Source organism: Candidatus Planktophila dulcis, from assembly GCF_002288225.1.
GTDB classification, from domain to species: Bacteria; Actinomycetota; Actinomycetes; order Nanopelagicales; family Nanopelagicaceae; genus Planktophila; species Planktophila dulcis.
Window position 1 is genome coordinate 449,522 of sequence record NZ_CP016777.1, and the last position, 17,769, is coordinate 467,290.

A 17,769-nucleotide genomic window follows, 5' to 3' on the forward strand; every position below is an offset into this window, starting at 1 on the left:
GGTCGACGGGATCCGAAACTGGTAGCAAAGTAATATCTCTTGAAATAGATGACCATTCAATTGGCTATCTATTGGCAGATATTTTTTAGAGTAGTTACAGATAGTTGTGGGGCAGCGGGGATTAATCACTTTCTGTAGTAGAAGCGCATTATTCGACTGTTATATTCTCTATGTGCTTATTCGTTAGGTTGGCATACCTGAGATACAAGACGAATTGACACTGGAGGTGGGGAAGAAAAAACCCGCAGATTGCTCTGCGGGTTTATCTCTGTAGCTTCTGCTTTCGCAGCCGCCCCGTGACTCGGTGAAGCAAAGATAGCACCAAGTTTTGAATTTCAAGAGAGTTACTTATCCACATATTGATTCTTGTTGATCAAGAAGTTGTCTTCAGTTCTCTAAGTTACGCAACGCATGTGGCTGTAGCTCAAAGGATAGAGCGCCCTGATGACTCGGAGGCAGGTTGTGGGTTCGAATCCCACCAGCCACTTGCACACTCAGAAGCCCCAGGGTTAGTCGCCTGGGGCTTCTTTGTTTGTGGAGGTGGTGACATTGTCGGTCTGAGGTTTTAACCTCTAGGTATGAGAAAGCACCTGCGCTTAGTCGCTCTATTGATTCCTATGGTGCTTGTTGCCTCTAATTCATATGCCGCCGTGAAGGCGGGCAGTGCATGTAGCAAGGCGGGATCTAAGAGTGTCAATGGTGGAAAGAGTTACACCTGTGTGAAGAGTGGCAAGAAGTTGATCTGGGATAAGGGAGTACTTGTTCCTGTTGCAAAGCCAAAGGCGAGTGCAAGTGCAAGTCCGAGCGCTGCTCCTGTAAAGGTTTCATTCACCCCATGGGCTAGCTCTTTTGCCACAGAAGATATGACCTTGGTAGCTCTTACTAATACGAGTGCATATCTAGGTGTTGTGAAGCCAAGTAACGCTTACACATATACCGTCGATCCTGCTATCACTGACTCTGATCGAGCTTGGATCACCAAGATGCTTGATTACACCAATGGTGCCTTTAGTGATGTCTTGCAAGGACGCGTGAAGGTATATCTCGGCACGACGCATGAGTGGTCTGCCACTGTGATGCGCGCTGCTGGTGACTGGGTAGGAGATCCTCGTGGGACATATCCATGTAGTGATGGAACACGAGATGCTTACTGCGCGGGAGAGAACATTGCTCTCATGATCTATAGCGATATCTATAAAGCCAACTCGAATTACCGTTGGGATGTGGGTAGACGTTCAACTCCTGCTCACGAGTTATTCCATACTGTTCAATTCGCCTTAGGTGGAAGAAATCTTGGCCCAGATGATCCAGCTCATATTCCGCGCTGGTTGATGGAGGGAAGCGCCAATTACTTTGGTTTCTACATCGTTGAAAAGCTTGGATTCGATAGCTATGGAAATGGCAGAGGCAATCAGGTCTCTTTAAATCGTGCCTATAAAACGGTTGTTCCACTTGTTCAATATGACAATTTCACCTCCGATCCCTACGGGATCGGGCAGGCAGCAACAGAGTATTTAATCGCCTCCATTGGTTTTGATAATTTCCTAAATATCTGGAGATATACAAAATCTGAAGGCACTTTTGCTAAGGGATTTGCTAAGGCTGCAGGAATTGAGCTTTCCGATTTCTATGCCAAGTTTGAGGCAGCAAGAGGATCTATGAAGATAGGTTCTTTGTAATTTACGTGAGAGTGACATATCCCTGCTTGCAAAATAGAGTGCACCCATGACTACATTTAAATGGGGCTTTGTCGGGGCTGGAATGATTGCCAAGAAGGCGCTCTATCCAGCGATCTCTCGCTCTAATGTGGGCGAGATTTATGCTGTGGCATCGCGGGACGCAGATAGAGCAATGACTATCTCACCAACGGGCAAGATCTATACAGATTACGACTCATTGTTTGCAGACCCTTTGGTAGATGGTGTCTATATCTCACTACCTAATGCTTTTCACTTACCTGTTGCAATCAAGGCTATGAAGGCTGGCAAGCATGTCTTGTGTGAGAAGCCTTTGGGAATGAATGCAGCAGAAGTGCAGGAAGCAATTGCTGTGTCGGAAGCTGCAGGAGTTCTCTTTGTTGAGGCATCATGGAATAGATGGCATCCGCGCACACAACGTATTCAAGAGGTTGTGCAATCAGGGCAGTTAGGTGCGATTAAGAGAATTCGCTCGTGCTTTACCTACGATGGTCTCGATGGCGGCAATATTCGCCTTGATCCAACTATTGGTGGGGGAATCTTGTATGACTTGGGGCCATATTCAACTGTGGCACCTCTGTGGTTATTGGACTTTCCTGTTGTTTCAGATTTAGCTGTGCAATCTGTGCGCCACCCAGGTGGTGTTGATGAGACCACTCGTGTGAATTACACCTTGGGTAATACCGTCTGTGAGACGGTGACGTCATGCAATATCCCTGAGACAAGTTGGCTCATTGTTGAGGGGGAGAAGGGCGCAGCTCGCATGCTGGGCCATAACGTCTTTAACTCACGCCATGCTGAGAGCAAGCTTGAGATTACTGTGGGTGGCAAAGTAACTATTGAAGAGTTTGGGCCAGTTGATCCTTATCAAATCATGGCCGATAACTTTGCGCGCAGAGCGCAAGGTGGTTCTGATTGGGTAATGCCGCTGAGTGAATCTCTGCGCTTTGCTCAGTTATTTGATGCAGCCTTTGCCAAGATGGGAATGTAACTACTTAGTCTCAGCAATCCTTGCCTTGACCATGTCAAGGATGAGCTTCTCCTCGACCTTCCAGTCACTGGGAATCACAATGGTCTTCTTATTGAGCTTTAAGTGATCCATTTTGTCGCGGAAGGCATCAAGGACATCGGTGCTCCATGGAGAGATAGTGATGTGGTTTTTTGAAGATGATGCGCCGAAGATGTAATCATCTCCTAGCTTGAGCATCGGCTGGTTCCATGCGATAACAAGTTCTGTCTTAGGGTATTTGCTCTGAATAGTTCTAAAGATCTTGCGCATTGTGGTGGCCTGCTTGGGATCGATTGTCTTATAGAACTCTGCTGGAGTGTCATGGCGCCTTGATGATGTGGAGCCACGTGAGAACATGACAAGGGCATTGGCATGGGCTTGTGAGAAGCCGTAGTTCTCACGCAGGTGGGCAATCTGCTTGGGGTATTTCTCGTTCTTGATCTCTTTCATGACCTTAAACCAGTAGGACATCTTCTCCCCATAGCGCTTTTCAATAGCGGGGAAGTGGGCTTCGCGTGAAGGATCTTTAGGCACGAAGCAATAGTAATTGCATGAGTGAGTACTATTTCAACTCTATGAATCAAGCATCGCTGGCTATTGATGTCGGGGCAACGAAGGTGGCAGTGGGCCTTATTGCTCGCGATGGGCAGGTGCTTGCCCGCATCGATGTGAGTTCAAAGGTGGACTCCATCCAAGAGCTCAACGCATCCCTTGCTGCAGCAATTACATCAGTGATGGCAACTGATGGTGTTTCTGTAGTGGGTGCTGGTATTGGCTCTGCCGGTCCCATTGATAACGCTAAAGGCACAATCAATCCCGTCAACATTGCTGCCTGGGTTGATTTCTCACTTGTTGATTTTGTCAAAGATGTGTCAGGACTTTCATCGGTGCGCATCATTGGCGATGCAAGTGCACTTGCCTATGCAGAGTTTGTCTTAGGGGCTGGGCGCGGTGCAACGAATCTGATGGGCATCGTTGTCTCAACTGGTATTGGTGGAGGAGTCGTTCTTAATGGCGAATTTCATGTGGGGCGCACAGGCAATGCTGGATATATAGGACATGCAGTTGTTGTGAAGGACGGAACGCTCTGTGCTTGTGGTCAACACGGATGTGTTGAGGCCTATGCAAGTGGAACCAATATGGCGAAAGATTTCGGCGTCGATAAATTTGAAGATGTTGCAGATGCTGCCCGGAAGGGTGATGCAAAGGCAGTTGCTGCAATAGAGAAGGGCGCAGCTGTTCTGGCGCTGGGGCTTTTAAATGCGGTGGCGCTAATGGATCTCGACACCATTGTGGTGGGTGGGGGAGTCATGAGCGCTGATGATGTCTACTGGCCTATTTTGGTGAAGTGCTTTGAGAAAGAGATGAAAAGTTTGAATTTCCCTGGAAATGTGGCGTTAAAGAAGGCAACACTCGGCAAGGATTCAGGACTTGTTGGCGCTGGTTTGGTTGGATTCATCTCACACGAGAAAGGGGCATAAGGTGTTGGAATATTCCGAACGTCCATGGGGCAGCTATCAAGTCCTTCATAGCAATGCCTTCTCTCAGGTCAAAGAGATCAACGTCAAAGCTGGTGCCCGGCTTTCCTATCAAACACATGAGAAGCGTGCTGAGCACTGGTTTATTACTCAGGGGCCAGCGATTGTCACCATCGATGGCGTCACAAAGACTATGCAGACGGGTGAATCAGTAGATATTGCAATCGGCGTTGCACATCGCATGGCAGCACCTGAATCAAACGGTGTGACATTTATTGAGGTGCAGACCGGCACATACTTTGGCGAAGATGACATCGTGCGCCTTGAGGATGATTTCGGCCGTAGCTAATGAAGGTTGTTAGGCGCAGCGTTACAGAAGGATTCTCACTCGCCTTAGAAACACCGCAAGGCCACAAGGTTTTTCCGGCAACTGTTCCGGGTTCTATCCACACAGATCTCATTGCTGCAGGTGTAATTGGGGATATCCGCATTGATGGCACAGAAGCTGAACAAGAGTGGATTAGAAATGCAGATTCTGCGTATTCAACCCAGATTCCCGCCCAATCAGGTGGCGGCAACTATGAATTGAAATTCGATGGCCTTGATACCTTGGCAACAGTCTCTCTCAATGGCGCCGTGAAGCTGCAGACTGAAAATATGCATCGCGCATTTGTTCTTGATATTTCGGATAGCACATCTGGTGCAATGGATCTGAAGGTGGAATTTAAGGCACCTCTTCCTGAAGCGCTGAAGCGAGAGAAAGAGATGGGTCCATATCCCAATCCCTATGACATGCCCTATAACTACTTTAGGAAGATGGCATGCAGCTTTGGATGGGATTGGGGTCCGATCACTGTCACAAGCGGAATCTGGAAACCCATCTGGCTCACACAATGGGATGAAGGAATTCTTGATGAAGTAGGAATCGTTACTGATGTGGTCGATGGCGTGCCGCAACTACGACTGCGCACGGCAGGACGTGGAAGTGCAACCACTGTTGAAGTAGTCATTAGTGGCCATGGCAAAGAGAAGAGAGTGAGGACAACTCTCGGTAGCGATGAAGTCATTACCTGTGAGGGCTTTGAGCTCTGGCACCCGCGTGGTTTTGGGCAGGCAACTCTCTATTTAGTTGAAGTAACTCTTCTCAACGCTGCAGGAGATGCCATTGATGAAGTGGTGAAGAGAGTGGGCTTTAGACATGTTTCGTTAGACCAGAGCAACTTCGGTGATCGCCAGATGTTTGCTATCTGTGTCAATGGCCAGCGTGTGTGGGCAAAGGGAGTGAACTGGATTCCTGATGACCCATTCCCACATCGTGTTACTCAAGAACAGTATGCGGACAAGATTGCCGATCTCTACTCCGTTGAAGTAAATGCCATCCGCGTGTGGGGTGGTGGTATTTATGAATCAGATGACTTCTATGACGTGTGTGATGAATTAGGAATTATTGTCTGGCAGGACTTCCTCTTTGCCTGTGCTGCATATCCTGAAACTCCTGAGATGTTTACTGAAGTTAAAGAAGAAGCCCAACAAGCTATTACCCGACTTGGTTCTCATGCAAGCCTTGTGATGTGGTGTGGTGGAAATGAATGTATTGAAGGCTTCCAGCATTGGGGATGGAAAGAACCTCTGGCAGGTAAGGCATGGGGGCTTAACTTCTATCTCGATACCTTGCCTGCAGCCCTTGCCGCCTTTGATGGATCGCGTCCCTATATTCCAGGCTCTCCTTTTTCTACTGTGAAAGAAGATGTGAAAGATTTTTCATCAGGGACTAATCACATCTGGGATGTATGGAATGAGACTGGATATCAGCGCTATGAAGAGTATTCACCATCATTTTCAGCAGAGTTTGGCTATAACGGACCTGGTTCATGGCGCACACTGACTAAGGCAATTGGTAAATCGAATTTAGATTCTCGTGATCCTGATCTTGCAACCCATCAGAAGGCATTCTTTGGCATGGATAAAGTGGCAAAGGGATTGGTCCGTGAATTTAGTAAAGAATTTACCCAAGGCGCTGCTTGGTATTTTGCAGCTCAACTTGTACAGGCGCGTGCTGTGGAGGTGGGTTTAAAGCACTTTAGGTCTCAATATGAGACATGTTCAGGATCTGTGCTCTGGCAATACAACGATATGTGGCCTGCCATTAGTTGGGCTGTTCTTGATTCTGCCTCTTCTCGCAAACTGTCTTGGTATGCGATGCGTGAGGCATATAGGCCGCAGGTTCTGCATTTTTCAGGGGTTGAACGAAAGCTCATTCTGATCAATGATGCAAGCGTTGCATGGAGTGATGTGTTGAAGGTTCACCTTGTGGGTAAGAACGGTGAGGTACTGGAGAGCTCATCTCGAGAAGTTTCACTTGAGTCACGATCACAGGCCAGCTTTGCTGTAAGTGAGCTCTTTAAGACTGCCGGTATCTCTGCAATTGATGGCTATCTCATTGCAGAGCTCGGTGCTATTCGCACAGCGCGACGCGTCTTAGATGCTCCGGTGGATGAAGTCTGTGCGCATAACGTTGATATCCAAGAGCGTGTGGTGGGCGAACAAGTGCAGGTGCATATTGATGCCAACTGCTTTATCTATGAGCTCTCTCTACTGCCTGAGCTAGTAGCACTTGATCGCGTTGAGGTATCGGCAGAGCGCATCACTTTGCTACCAGGTGAATCAATTGATATCACTATCGATTGTTCTTCTGCCGCAGATGCGAAGAAGGTGGCATCACGGATAGAAGAGATTACCTGGAGCCTTAATCGCTTGATGAATTAAAGCGAGCGCAGAACCGCTGTCACAATTCCTAGTACTTCACACTGATCACCATCGATAGGCGCAAAGTCATCGTTGGCAGGTAGTAACCAGATATGGCCACCCTTGCGTGAGAATGTCTTCACAGTTGCTTCGCCATCGATCATCGCAGCAACGATGTCGCCATTGTTAGCATCTTTCTGCTGACGGATCACAACGTAATCGCCATCGCAGATAGCGGCATTAATCATTGACTCACCCTTTACCGTGAGCATAAAGAGATCGCCCTTGCCAACTAGTGATTCAGGAAGAGGCAGTGTCTCCTCCACTTGTTGATCTGCAGTGATGGGAACACCTGCTGCGATGGAGCCAACAAGTGGAATAAAGCGAGTCTTATCTGTGTGGGCGCCAGAGCCGCTCATTGAATCGGGAAGGACAACTTCCATGGCGCGGCCACGATCTGCATCGCGGCGGATAAAGCCCTTCTCCTCCAAGATATCGAGCTGGTATTTAACGGATGCGGGGGAGTTCAGCCCTGCCGCCTCACCGATCTCACGCATGGAGGGGGCATAGCCCTGGGATTCAGATGATGTCTTGATGAAGTCAAGGATTGATACCTGGCGGGAGGTCAGCTCAGGCTTGGATGGAATCTCTTTTTTGGCCATACACAGATTCTTCCACAGGTTGGGGATAAATTCAAACAAATGTTCGAATTATTCTTGCAGATGTCGGTGGGGGGCTGTATGGTTTTCCTATCGAACAAGTGTTCGAAAACCTTCCCCAAGGTTTAAGGCGTAGCAGGAGCTGAGAACTATGAGCACAATGACACTATCTACATATGGCTCCAAAGTCAGTGTAAATCAAGGCTTTTTGGCCAATCCGTCTACGATTACCCTTAATCGTCGTGGCCGCCTTGCTCGCACCTTTGTCGTTCTCTCTCTCGCTATCGTCCTAGGTTCAGTAGTCAGCGCTAAAGCTGGGGCTGGCATAGATGCAGCACCTCAGGCGGCTGGATCCTTCATCACCGTGACTGTGGCACCTGGAGATACCGTCTGGTCCCTGGCCAACCGCCTTGCAGGCTCACGGGATGTGCGCTCGCTCGTCTCTGAGATCATCTCGGTCAACTCATTGGCAAGCGTGGATGTAGCCACAGGGCAGAAGCTACGTATCCCGCTGAAGTAAGCCTGGGCGCGCGACACGAAATAAAGTTTCCTACTCAGCAGGCAGAGTCTCAAGAAATGCTTTATAGTTCCCACTAGATGTAGGGGTCGAAGAGGCAAAAACTTCCATTAGTAGTGTTTTTACGGTAGTTTAGCTAATTCGCCAATACACCCGAATTTGGGAAATATTGAGCATTCGAAGGGAGACACGCCGAGATGATTTGCCCGTTCTGTAGACACGATGATTCCAGAGTCGTTGACTCTCGCCCGGTCCAAGAAGGCACAGAAATCCGCCGTCGCCGCGAATGCCCCAAGTGCGGACAGCGCTTTTCAACCCAAGAGGTGGCTCTTCTTAACATCATTAAGCGATCTGGGGCTACAGAGCCCTTTAGCCGCGAGAAGGTTCTTGTCGGCGTTCGCAAAGCGTGCCAAGGTCGGCCAGTAGGTGAAGATGATTTAGTTTTACTTGCCCAGCGAGTGGAGGAGACCCTTCGCGGAACTGGACAGGCAGAAATCGAAGCTCAAGAGGTGGGGCTAGCAATTCTTGCGCCACTGCGCGAACTCGATGAGGTGGCTTACCTGCGATATGCATCTGTATACCGTAACTTTGCCTCCCTTGAAGATTTCGAAGGCGAGATCGCGTTACTGCGAGCAATGCCATCGAGCGCTAATTCCCTCAGCGCAGATTCACAAGCAGATGAAAAAAGCGATGCCCCATCGCTGAAAGTTAACCAACCAGCAACGAGCAATCGTTAAATAAGAGAAGACGGGAAAACACACGATGTCAGATACGGTCATCAACCGGCCAGTAAAGATCAAAGCTCATAACACCATCAAAGGTAAGGGCTTAACGATCGAACGTATTTATACAACTGAGGGAGTTCATCCATACGATGAAGTCAAGTGGGAACGACGCGATGTTGTGCAGGCAAACTGGAAGACCGGTGAGACTGTATTTGAACAACACGGTGTTGAGTACCCAGACTTCTGGTCGGTCAATGCTTCAACAATCGTTACAACCAAGTACTTCCGTGGGGCAGTAGGGGCAGAAAATCGCGAGTGGTCACTGAAGCAAGTTATCGATCGCGTAGTTCTTACATACACAAAAGCTGGAAAAGAATTTGGTTACTTTGCAACAGATAACGATGCAACAATTTTCGAGCACGAGCTCACACATATGCTCATGCACCAGATCTTCTCCTTCAACTCACCAGTGTGGTTCAACGTTGGAACAGCTGCGCCACAGCAGGTAAGTGCATGCTTTATCTTGTCGGTTGATGACACGATGGATAGCATCCTTAACTGGTACCGCGAAGAAGGAATGATCTTTAAGGGCGGCTCTGGAGCAGGTCTTAACCTCTCCCGTATTCGTTCATCAAAGGAATTACTTAAATCAGGTGGAACAGCCTCTGGCCCAGTTTCATTTATGCGCGGTGCTGATGCATCTGCTGGAACAATCAAATCTGGTGGTGCGACCCGTCGCGCTGCAAAGATGGTTGTACTAGATGTTGATCACCCAGATATCGAAGAATTTATCGAGACCAAGGTCAATGAAGAGGACAAGATTCGCGCCCTTCGTGATGCTGGCTTTGATATGGACCTTGGTGGAAAAGACATCATCTCTGTTCAATATCAGAATGCAAATAACTCAGTACGCCTTTCAGATAAGTTCATGAAGGCTGTTGAGAACGGTGAGCAATTTGGTCTCACAGCTCGTTCAACAGGTGAAGTTATTGACACAGTTGATGCACGCGAACTCTTCACAAAGATTGCACAAGCTGCATGGGCTTGCGCAGACCCTGGTGTTCAATTCGATGACACCATCAATGATTGGCACACAACTCCTGAGACAGGTCGCATCAATGCGTCTAACCCTTGCTCTGAGTACATGTCACTTGATAACTCATCATGTAACTTGGCATCACTTAACTTGATGAAGTTCCTCAAAGCAGATGGCTCATTTGATGCAAAGACATTTGCTAAGGCATCAGATTTGATCATCACAGCGATGGATATCTCCATCTGTTTCGCAGATTTCCCAACTGAGGCGATCGGTGACACAACTCGTGCCTACCGTCAGCTCGGAATTGGATATGCAAACCTTGGTGCGCTCCTTATGGCATCAGGTCTTGCCTATGACTCAGAAGGCGGCCGCGCTCTTGCTGGTTCAATCACCTCACTTCTCACCGGAACAACATATAAGCGCTCAGCAGAGCTTGCAGGAATTGTTGGAGCCTACGCAGGCTTTGCACAGAACGCCAAGCCTCATGCACGCGTCATGCGCAAGCATGCTGCTGCTTCCTCTGCTGCAAAGCAAGAGACAACTCTTGATATCGATGTGTGGGCAGAGGCTAATAAGGCATGGGATGCATGTCTGACAATTGGAGATAAGAACGGATGGCGCAATGCGCAGATCTCAGTTCTTGCACCTACTGGAACAATTGGCCTGATGATGGATTGCGATACCACTGGTATCGAACCTGACTTCTCACTCGTTAAGTTTAAGAAGCTTGTCGGTGGCGGATCTATGCAGATCGTGAACCAGACAGTTCCACAGGCTCTTCGTAAGCTTGGATATACAGATGAGACTATTGAGGCGATTGTTGAATTTATCGCTACCAATGGACACGTCATCGATGCACCAGGGCTTAAGCCTGAGCACTATGAAGTATTTGACTGTGCACTCGGTGCACGTTCAATTGCTCCAATGGGCCACGTGCGCATGATGGCTGCATGCCAGCCATTCCTATCAGGTGCTATCTCAAAGACAGTTAACCTTCCTGAGGATGCAACTGTTGAAGAGGTAGAAGAAGTTCACCTTGAAGCATGGCGTATGGGCATCAAGGCACTTGCTGTCTATCGCGATAATTGCAAGGTCGGTCAGCCTCTCTCTGATGGCAAGGCTAAGAAGAAGGATGCACCTGTAGAAGCTGCAGCAACTCCTGTGCGCAAGCGCCTTCCTAAGTCACGTCCTGCAACAACAACATCATTCTCAGTCGGAGGCGCAGAGGGTTATATGACCGCTGGCGCATACGCTGATGGTGCACTCGGTGAGGTATTCCTTAAGCTCGGTAAGCAAGGATCAACTCTTGCTGGCGTGATGGATGCATTCTCAATCGCAGTATCAATCGGTCTTCAATATGGAGTGCCTCTTGAGACATTCGTTGAGAAGTTCACCAACTTGCGCTTTGAACCAGCAGGTATGACAGATGATGCAGATATTCGTATCGCACAGTCAATGATGGATTACATCTTCCGTCGCTTGGCACTTGATTACCTCCCATTCGAACAGCGTTCAGCTATGGGTCTCTACACATCAGCAGAGCGTGCGGCAGCTCTCGATAACGGTGGCGAATATGCACCTGTTGCGAGTGCTGATACCCCAAAAGCACCTGCGGCTGTGGCGGCTCCTGCGGCTGTAAGTAAGCCAGTAGCTGTAAAGATTGAAGCTGCGCCACTTGCAGCAACAATCGGTTCATCATCTGATCTCCTAGAATCAATGGGAATCAAATCTGATGCACCAATGTGTATGACATGTGGCGTGAAGATGCGTATGTCAGGTGCTTGCTTCGTATGCGAAGGTTGTGGAAACACATCTGGTTGCAGCTAATAAGTAACTCTTAGTAAAGAAATCCCTCGACTTGGTGACAGGTCGGGGGATTTCTCTTTCTCCAAAGTGGCCTCTAAGCCTCATTATGCGCGCTTGGTTCTGATCTAGATGCTATCTTTTCTCATACGAACAGATGCGCCTCTGCGGACTCGTATCTGGTGGCCGGCAAGTCAGCTTTGATTCAATTCGAAGGTGGCTACCGGCCTCGTTTCTTTTCAGAGAAATCTTTGATTTTAACTTTTTTCTGAATAAGTTCTAGAAATTGATTCTCTTCCAGGCCGATATGCCGCCGAACAATGAAGGCCGTGAAGTCAGCTATTGCAAATCTAAAGTCCTCTTCATCCTTGTGAAAGGAGATATGAGAATTTCGGGGGACCAATCCTTCTGAAATTAGCTCCGTGAGTGAAGAAGTATCTCTGTCGTTCATCTTCCAGTTTTTCGACTCAAGGTGATCTCGAGAGTCCATGAAGAATCGGTCATACCCCCTACCAGACCAGAAACTAAATACTTCTTTCAATAAAATCTGCCGAGTCAACTCAGCCGACCTATCAATTGGTTTAATTGCCACGGCGAAACATTCAAAATCCTGCGTTTCTAGCCATCGCGACATGGTCCGAAGCCGACCTTGCCGAATAGGTCGTCCATATTTGGAGGATTTGAATCCATTCTTAAATCCTGCAGCATCAAATGCAGCCTTAGCTGCTCTTATTTCCGAATGAACTACCACAGAGGAAATTACATACCGGTTAAAGTGATTTTCTGATCCATCAATACTTTCATCGATGAATACGTGAGAACGTGCCTTGTTTGAGTTTGTAAAGGTCATGTACGAATAATTTGAGTGCGGGCTGACAAAGCGAGCTCTTTCGCTACGACTTTAGAAATATTTCTTTTTCGAAATTACCGCCCGTCATCGTTTGGTCCCACTTATTACTCACGGCATTTAAATTAACGATTCAAAGCCTGGCCCCTTTGTGCCTAAAACCCTAGAAAATCCAAGTTTTCGAGTAGAGGGAAAGGCGCTAGAATTACGGTGTTGTTATCGGGGTCGATGTAATTTCGAACCGGCGGTTATAGTCCGCGACCCGCACATATCCAATGGGCGGTTGACTCAGTGAAACTCTGAGACCGACGGTTAAAGTCCGGATGAGAGATAACAGCGGAATCGGTGCACCATGTTTATCGATGACGCCTACGCGCATCTATACACACTGAGCCTTCAAGGCCTCGGTGTGAGTACCCCCAACCCAAATGTTTCTGCCGCAATCTATGGCGCAGATGGGTCGTTGATTTCAGATGGTTTTCATAATCGCAAAGTTTCAGTCGATCACGCAGAAGTTATTGCACTGAAAAAAGCTGGCAGCGCAGCGCGTGGGGCAACGTTGGTTGTCTCACTTGAACCATGTGCTCACACAGGAACAACGCCACCATGCGTGCAGGCGATTATTGATGCAGGTATTGCAAAGGTTATTTATGCAGTGGGAGATCCCAACCCGATTGCTGCAGGCGGTGCCAAGAAACTTATCGACGCAGGTATCGCAGTTGAGCATCACGAATCTAAAGAGCTGAGTTATGTGCAGCGCGCATGGCTGCATAAAGAGCGCACAGGTCACCCCTTAATGATCTGGAAAGTTGCCACAACTCTTGATAGCAAGGTGGCCGCAAGTGATGGCACATCCCAGTGGATTACAGGACCTGAATCACGTGAGGATGTTCAACTTCTTCGTGCGCAATCAGATGCCATTCTTATTGGAACAAACACAGCCCTCGTTGATAACCCACATTTGATTCCTCGTGGGCATACAGCTCGTCCTGTGCGCATCATTAGTGGTGAGCAAGAAGTTCCTGCCACCAATAAAGTCTTTGATAATGAAGCTCGCACGATTTGCGTCAAGAGCAAATCTATTCCTGAGCTGATGAAGGTTCTAAGTGATGAAGGCTTTAACCAAGTATTAGTTGAGGCAGGTCCCACACTGGGATCTGCGCTGATGGCATCAGGAAATATCGATGAACTCATCATCTATCAGGCGCCAAAGTTGCTGGGTGCAGGCAAAGAGTTTGTGAGCCGCCTTGGTATCTCAACCCTTGCTGATCATCTTGAGCTTGAACTTCTGAATGTGAAGGCATTTGGTAGCGATATCAAATCTCACTTTATTGTGAAGGGGCGCTAAATGTTTACAGGACTAATTACAGAGCTGGGCACTATCTCATCCATCGAACGTGGTGAGAGCTCTGCCATCTTTACAATTAAGGCGCCAGAATCAGTTGCGGGTTTATCTCTTGGTGATTCCATCGCAGTTAATGGCACATGTTTGACTGCAACATCGCTTTCCTCTGATGCCTTTACTGCAGATGTCATGATTCAAACTCTGTCGCTGACATCCCTTGCTCAATTAGAGGTGGGATCTCGAGTCAACCTAGAGCTTGCTGCGCAGATGGATATGCGTATGGGTGGGCATATCGTGCAGGGCCATGTTGATGGCACAGGCACTGTTGTGAGTATGACACCCGGTGAGAAATGGGCAGAGTTTGTTATTGCAGCACCTGAGCACTTAACAAAGTATGTCGTTGCTCAAGGCTCTATCGCACTCGATGGAGTTTCACTGACAGTGGGCGCTATCGATGATGCAAAGAACACCATCACAGTGTGGTTGATTCCTGAAACTCTTGCCAAGACAAACTTGTCAGATAAGAAGGTGGGCGATCTTATTAATATCGAGGTAGATATCTTGGCTAAATATGTCGAGCGCTTGATCTCAAAGGGGGCAACTCGTGGAGAGTAATTTCTTAGATGCACTCGATCGCTTTAGACGCGGTGAGATGGTAATTGTGGTCGATGATGATGATCGCGAAAATGAAGGCGATCTGATTATGCTCGCTGAGCATGCAAGCGCTGAGAAGACTGCCTTCATGGTTCGCTACACCACAGGAATTTTATGTGTGGCAATTACGGCTGAGCATGCACATCAACTGCGTCTTCCCTATATGGTGGAGCAGAGCCAAGATCTGCGAAAGACAGCATTTACCGTCTCTATCGATGTGGCTGAAGGCATTACAACGGGAGTGAGTGCTGTGGAGCGCACAGCAACAGTGCGTGCTCTGGGAAGTGCGACAACACGGGCTACAGATTTCATCCGTCCAGGACACATCTACCCACTGATAGCTCATAAAGATGGACTTGCAGCACGTGGTGGGCACACTGAAGCTGGCATTGCACTGGCTGAGCTCACCGGTTCATACCCAGCAGCTCTTCTCTCTGAAATCGTTGCAGAAGATGGATCAATGGCACGTGGTGAAACACTCGCCCATTTTGCCCATGATCATCAGATTCCGATTATCTCTATCGATGAAATCAAGGAGTATCAGAGCAAGCTTGCAGCTCTTCCTCGCGTTGTCACATATCCACGTCATCAATTTGAGTGGGTGAAGGTGCAGTTGCGTGCAGCTGAATGGGATCTTGCTACATATCCATCGCTCAAGCACCGTGAGCAAGTTGTGATGCGCTATTGCTTAGAGGATAAAACACCGATGGTGCGCATCCACTCTGAGTGCTTTACGGGAGATGTGATTCATTCACAGCGCTGTGATTGTGGTCAGCAACTCGATGCCTCCATTGCAGCAATTGAAGAGTATGGCTGTGGTTACATCATCTATATCCGCGACCATGAGGGACGCGGTATTGGACTGACAGAAAAGCTCAAGGCATATACCTTGCAGGATGAAGGCCTCGACACTGTCGATGCCAACTTGCAGCTAGGTCACGTCGTTGATTCACGTGATTGGTCAGAGGCAATTGCAATCCTAAAAAACCTCAACCTTGCATCTATCAAGTTATTGACCAATAACCCTGAGAAGGTCAAGGCTGTGACAGATGGTGGTATTACATGTGAACAGATCTCACTCACCGTTGAACCCAATGAATTTAATAAGAAGTATCTAGCGACTAAGGCAGATCGCCTTGGTCACACAGGAGGAAAATAATGGCCGGCCACGCACCAGAGATTGCAGTACCGAAGTTTCCTAAGGCGAAAGTCGCCATCATCTCCTCTTCATGGCACCTCGATATCTGTAACGACCTCATCGCCGGTGCTAGACGCGCACTTGAGGCAGCGGAAGTAAAGAAGATTAAAGTCATCTATGTTCCAGGATCTTTTGAGATTCCTCTTGCTGCGCAGAAAATGTTTGAAAAAGGTTATGACGCAGTCGTTGCAGTAGGCCTTGTTCTTAAGGGTGAAACCCCGCACTTTGATTATGTCTGCCAAGGTGTCACACAAGGTGTGGTGGATGTGCAGCTCAAATGGTCAAAGCCTGTTGGTTATGGCGTCTTGATGTGTGACAACCTTGAGCAAGCAATTGCTCGTTCAGGTCGTGCTGGTAGTAAAGAAGATAAGGGCTATGACAGTGCAATTGCTGCCCTTTCCTTGATGGGTCTCTAGGATCTACTGATGAAGACGATTGCATGGAGTGAGGGCACCTGGACTCGTGAACCAGTTTCAGTAAATGAGCAAGGTGCAACACTGGCCGTGGAAGCAGCAGCCGAAAGTGATTGGTGGCGCACAACCGCCTATGGATTTATCCATGATGATGGCCATGCGCTCCTTAAAGATTTCCCTAATGAATCAGCAGTCGAAGTTTCTTTCATTCTGAATTACACCCAGCAATTTGATCAAGCCGGAATCTTTATCACGAGTGATTCCAAGAATTGGATTAAGGCAGGAGTTGAATACTGTGATGGTTTTCCTCAAGTGGGAGCAGTTGTCACACAGATAAATTCAGATTGGTCTGTGGCCCCTGTTCCTGAATGGATGAATAAGGAAGTCACTATTCGAGTCAGTCGTTCAGGGGATGCGGTGACTATGCGCGCAGGAATTAACGGTGATCTGCGCCTAGTTCGTGTGGCACCACTGGACCCATCTCTGTCATGGAGTGCCGGTCCTATGTTCTGTGCACCAACGCGTGCAGGACTCGTTGTTACCTTTACGAAGTGGGCGCAAGGCGAAGCGGATTCAGAGCTTCATTAACAAGATAGAGCCCTGTCAGTTGGCCTCTAACTTTTGCTTAAGTGCGAAACGGAGGCTGGGGAATAAGTTCCTCATGCAATGGCGGATTAGCTGGCAGTGAAGCGTTGAGATGAGCCATCTCATCTGCAGTGAGTTTCACATTCAGACCTGTAAAGGAATCCAGAATTGATTCTTTGCGAGTTGCACCAGGGATTGGAATTGCAACGGGAGATCCTGCAAGATGCCATGCAATGGCGATCGCAAAGCGAGAGACTTTATGTGTGGCTGCAACTTCTTCAAAAGCACTGAAGTGAGCATTTTCTAAGCTCTGTGAGTTATCGATTCCACCCAGTGGAGACCACGGTAAGAATGCGATGCCATGCTCTTCACAAATCTCGAGAACATCAGCCCAGGCGCGAGATCGAGGCGACCATTCGTTTTGGACTGATACAAGACCACCTTGCGCTGGTGTTCCACCGATTTTGATTGCGCGACGTAGTTGTTCTGCGTTGTAGTTACTGACTCCAACATTTTGCACAATCCCATGTGCTTTAAGTTTCATGACATTCTCAAATTGCTCTTCAAAAGGCATGAAGTGATTGAGGCGATGGTGTTGCCAAAGTTTGATTGTGTTCATCTGCATTTTGGCAGCTGATGCTTCTACGGCTCTGTAGAGGTAGTGCTCAGATGCATCACGTCCTGATATCCCAAACCAATTGCCTTCCTCTGGCGCGCGAGTGATTCCACCTTTGGTTGCAATGACAACTTCATCCTTCTGCGCTGAAGTTGCGCTCCACGTGCGAACTGCCTCTGCGACAAGAATCTCGTTATGACCTACTGAGTTCCATGTTGGTGCGTAAATATCTGATGTATCAAGTAAGCGCACGCCAGCATCGAGGGCAGCTTGGATTACTCCGATTGCCGTATCGCGCTCCTTAAGAATCCAATCTTTACTTGGCGGCATTCCAGACATTGGCATACATCCCAAGCCAATAGCAGGGACTTTATAGGGGCCAATAACGCGTGTTGATGTCATGCGGTCAGTATCGTCATTGAACCGTTAAAGTGCCACT

General features: G+C 48.2%; 17 protein-coding genes, 1 tRNA gene and 1 riboswitch. Of the genes, 14 read left to right on the forward strand and 4 right to left on the reverse strand.

The features are described from left to right. Positions 1 to 413 precede the first annotated feature (413 nt). The 3 genes from A1sIIA65_RS02335 to A1sIIA65_RS02345 all read left to right on the forward strand — a co-directional run bounded on the left by A1sIIA65_RS02335 (position 414) and on the right by A1sIIA65_RS02345 (position 2,688). Positions 414 to 487 (forward strand) — tRNA-OTHER (locus tag A1sIIA65_RS02335). 91 nt (positions 488 to 578) lie between these two features. Further along, positions 579 to 1,679 (forward strand): hypothetical protein, encoded by a 1,101-nt coding sequence (locus tag A1sIIA65_RS02340; protein ID WP_095675989.1) that lies wholly within the window; start codon positions 579 to 581, stop codon positions 1,677 to 1,679. A 46-nt stretch (positions 1,680 to 1,725) separates the two neighbouring features. Next, entirely contained in the window at positions 1,726 to 2,688 is a 963-nt protein-coding gene (locus A1sIIA65_RS02345) for a Gfo/Idh/MocA family protein (RefSeq protein ID WP_095675990.1), read from the forward strand. On the opposite strand, the gene A1sIIA65_RS02350 is transcribed toward A1sIIA65_RS02345, so the two are convergent. Beyond that, positions 2,689 to 3,240 (reverse strand): DUF4287 domain-containing protein, encoded by a 552-nt coding sequence (locus A1sIIA65_RS02350; RefSeq protein ID WP_095675991.1) that lies wholly within the window; start codon positions 3,238 to 3,240, stop codon positions 2,689 to 2,691. Between the two features lie 41 nt (positions 3,241 to 3,281). Between A1sIIA65_RS02350 and A1sIIA65_RS02355 the strand changes: the two genes are divergently transcribed. The 3 genes from A1sIIA65_RS02355 to A1sIIA65_RS02365 are packed head-to-tail and all read left to right on the forward strand — an operon-like array spanning position 3,282 to position 6,950. After that, a complete protein-coding gene (locus A1sIIA65_RS02355; protein WP_190277137.1) occupies positions 3,282 to 4,187 on the forward strand; it encodes an ROK family protein in 906 nt (301 codons plus the stop codon). Between the two features lies 1 nt (position 4,188). Next, a complete protein-coding gene (locus tag A1sIIA65_RS02360) occupies positions 4,189 to 4,533 on the forward strand; it encodes a phosphomannose isomerase type II C-terminal cupin domain (protein ID WP_125932724.1) in 345 nt (114 codons plus the stop codon). Beyond that, positions 4,533 to 6,950, forward strand: a complete 2,418-nt coding sequence (locus A1sIIA65_RS02365; RefSeq protein WP_095675994.1) for a glycoside hydrolase family 2 protein — start codon at positions 4,533 to 4,535, stop codon at positions 6,948 to 6,950. Before A1sIIA65_RS02360 ends, A1sIIA65_RS02365 begins: the two co-directional genes overlap by 1 nt. On the opposite strand, the gene lexA is transcribed toward A1sIIA65_RS02365, so the two are convergent. After that, entirely contained in the window at positions 6,947 to 7,591 is a 645-nt protein-coding gene (lexA, locus tag A1sIIA65_RS02370) for a transcriptional repressor LexA (RefSeq protein WP_095675995.1), read from the reverse strand. The two genes, A1sIIA65_RS02365 and lexA, sit on opposite strands and share 4 nt — an antisense overlap. Positions 7,592 to 7,739: 148 nt before the next feature. On the opposite strand from lexA, the gene A1sIIA65_RS02375 reads away from it, so the two are divergent. From A1sIIA65_RS02375 to A1sIIA65_RS02385, 3 genes are all read left to right on the forward strand, one after another. Next, the gene (locus tag A1sIIA65_RS02375) at positions 7,740 to 8,108 is read left to right on the forward strand and encodes a LysM peptidoglycan-binding domain-containing protein (RefSeq protein ID WP_095675996.1); all 369 of its coding nucleotides are present in this window, start codon (positions 7,740 to 7,742) and stop codon (positions 8,106 to 8,108) included. A gap of 194 nt (positions 8,109 to 8,302) precedes the next feature. Next, entirely contained in the window at positions 8,303 to 8,842 is a 540-nt protein-coding gene (nrdR, locus tag A1sIIA65_RS02380) for a transcriptional regulator NrdR (RefSeq protein ID WP_223298550.1), read from the forward strand. A 25-nt stretch (positions 8,843 to 8,867) separates the two neighbouring features. After that, a complete protein-coding gene (locus A1sIIA65_RS02385) occupies positions 8,868 to 11,696 on the forward strand; it encodes a vitamin B12-dependent ribonucleotide reductase (protein ID WP_095675997.1) in 2,829 nt (942 codons plus the stop codon). A gap of 196 nt (positions 11,697 to 11,892) precedes the next feature. Here A1sIIA65_RS02385 and A1sIIA65_RS02390 read toward each other — a convergent pair whose 3' ends face one another. Next, the gene (locus A1sIIA65_RS02390) at positions 11,893 to 12,522 is read right to left on the reverse strand and encodes a hypothetical protein (protein WP_095675998.1); all 630 of its coding nucleotides are present in this window, start codon (positions 12,520 to 12,522) and stop codon (positions 11,893 to 11,895) included. A gap of 208 nt (positions 12,523 to 12,730) precedes the next feature. Next, a riboswitch (FMN riboswitch) is annotated at positions 12,731 to 12,858 on the forward strand. A 13-nt stretch (positions 12,859 to 12,871) separates the two neighbouring features. Between A1sIIA65_RS02390 and ribD the strand changes: the two genes are divergently transcribed. From ribD to A1sIIA65_RS02415, 5 genes are read left to right on the forward strand one after another with little or no spacing between them, the layout of a single operon-like run. Beyond that, a complete protein-coding gene (gene ribD, locus A1sIIA65_RS02395) occupies positions 12,872 to 13,867 on the forward strand; it encodes a bifunctional diaminohydroxyphosphoribosylaminopyrimidine deaminase/5-amino-6-(5-phosphoribosylamino)uracil reductase RibD (protein ID WP_095675999.1) in 996 nt (331 codons plus the stop codon). Further along, on the forward strand, positions 13,868 to 14,479 hold the full coding sequence (locus A1sIIA65_RS02400) for a riboflavin synthase (protein ID WP_095676000.1): 612 nt from the start codon (positions 13,868 to 13,870) through the stop codon (positions 14,477 to 14,479). Further along, a complete protein-coding gene (gene ribB, locus A1sIIA65_RS02405) occupies positions 14,469 to 15,677 on the forward strand; it encodes a 3,4-dihydroxy-2-butanone-4-phosphate synthase (RefSeq protein WP_095676001.1) in 1,209 nt (402 codons plus the stop codon). Before A1sIIA65_RS02400 ends, ribB begins: the two co-directional genes overlap by 11 nt. Beyond that, the gene (gene ribH / locus A1sIIA65_RS02410) at positions 15,677 to 16,132 is read left to right on the forward strand and encodes a 6,7-dimethyl-8-ribityllumazine synthase (protein WP_095676002.1); all 456 of its coding nucleotides are present in this window, start codon (positions 15,677 to 15,679) and stop codon (positions 16,130 to 16,132) included. Before ribB ends, ribH begins: the two co-directional genes overlap by 1 nt. Before the next feature lie 9 nt (positions 16,133 to 16,141). After that, a complete protein-coding gene (locus A1sIIA65_RS02415) occupies positions 16,142 to 16,717 on the forward strand; it encodes a DUF1349 domain-containing protein (protein ID WP_095676003.1) in 576 nt (191 codons plus the stop codon). 37 nt (positions 16,718 to 16,754) lie between these two features. Here the strand turns inward: A1sIIA65_RS02415 and A1sIIA65_RS02420 are convergent, their stop codons facing one another. Continuing rightward, positions 16,755 to 17,732 carry an aldo/keto reductase gene (locus A1sIIA65_RS02420; RefSeq protein WP_095676004.1) on the reverse strand — a complete coding sequence of 326 codons (978 nt, stop codon included), beginning with the start codon at positions 17,730 to 17,732 and terminating at the stop codon, positions 16,755 to 16,757. Positions 17,733 to 17,769: the final 37 nt, after the last annotated feature.

Bases quoted from the DNA above. Each gene is read 5' to 3' on its own strand.
- A1sIIA65_RS02415 (WP_095676003.1), top strand. From the start codon at position 16,142: ATGAAGACGATTGCATGGAGTGAGGGCACCTGGACTCGTGAACCAGTT.
- A1sIIA65_RS02340 (WP_095675989.1), top strand. From the start codon at position 579: ATGAGAAAGCACCTGCGCTTAGTCGCTCTATTGATTCCTATGGTGCTT.
- A1sIIA65_RS02345 (WP_095675990.1), top strand. From the start codon at position 1,726: ATGACTACATTTAAATGGGGCTTTGTCGGGGCTGGAATGATTGCCAAG.
- A1sIIA65_RS02390 (WP_095675998.1), bottom strand. From the start codon at position 12,522: ATGACCTTTACAAACTCAAACAAGGCACGTTCTCACGTATTCATCGAT.
- nrdR (WP_223298550.1), top strand. From the start codon at position 8,303: ATGATTTGCCCGTTCTGTAGACACGATGATTCCAGAGTCGTTGACTCT.
- A1sIIA65_RS02365 (WP_095675994.1), top strand. From the start codon at position 4,533: ATGAAGGTTGTTAGGCGCAGCGTTACAGAAGGATTCTCACTCGCCTTA.
- ribD (WP_095675999.1), top strand. From the start codon at position 12,872: ATGTTTATCGATGACGCCTACGCGCATCTATACACACTGAGCCTTCAA.
- A1sIIA65_RS02385 (WP_095675997.1), top strand. From the start codon at position 8,868: ATGTCAGATACGGTCATCAACCGGCCAGTAAAGATCAAAGCTCATAAC.
- A1sIIA65_RS02420 (WP_095676004.1), bottom strand. From the start codon at position 17,732: ATGACATCAACACGCGTTATTGGCCCCTATAAAGTCCCTGCTATTGGC.
- A1sIIA65_RS02400 (WP_095676000.1), top strand. From the start codon at position 13,868: ATGTTTACAGGACTAATTACAGAGCTGGGCACTATCTCATCCATCGAA.
- A1sIIA65_RS02375 (WP_095675996.1), top strand. From the start codon at position 7,740: ATGAGCACAATGACACTATCTACATATGGCTCCAAAGTCAGTGTAAAT.
- ribH (WP_095676002.1), top strand. From the start codon at position 15,677: ATGGCCGGCCACGCACCAGAGATTGCAGTACCGAAGTTTCCTAAGGCG.
- lexA (WP_095675995.1), bottom strand. From the start codon at position 7,591: ATGGCCAAAAAAGAGATTCCATCCAAGCCTGAGCTGACCTCCCGCCAG.
- A1sIIA65_RS02355 (WP_190277137.1), top strand. From the start codon at position 3,282: ATGAATCAAGCATCGCTGGCTATTGATGTCGGGGCAACGAAGGTGGCA.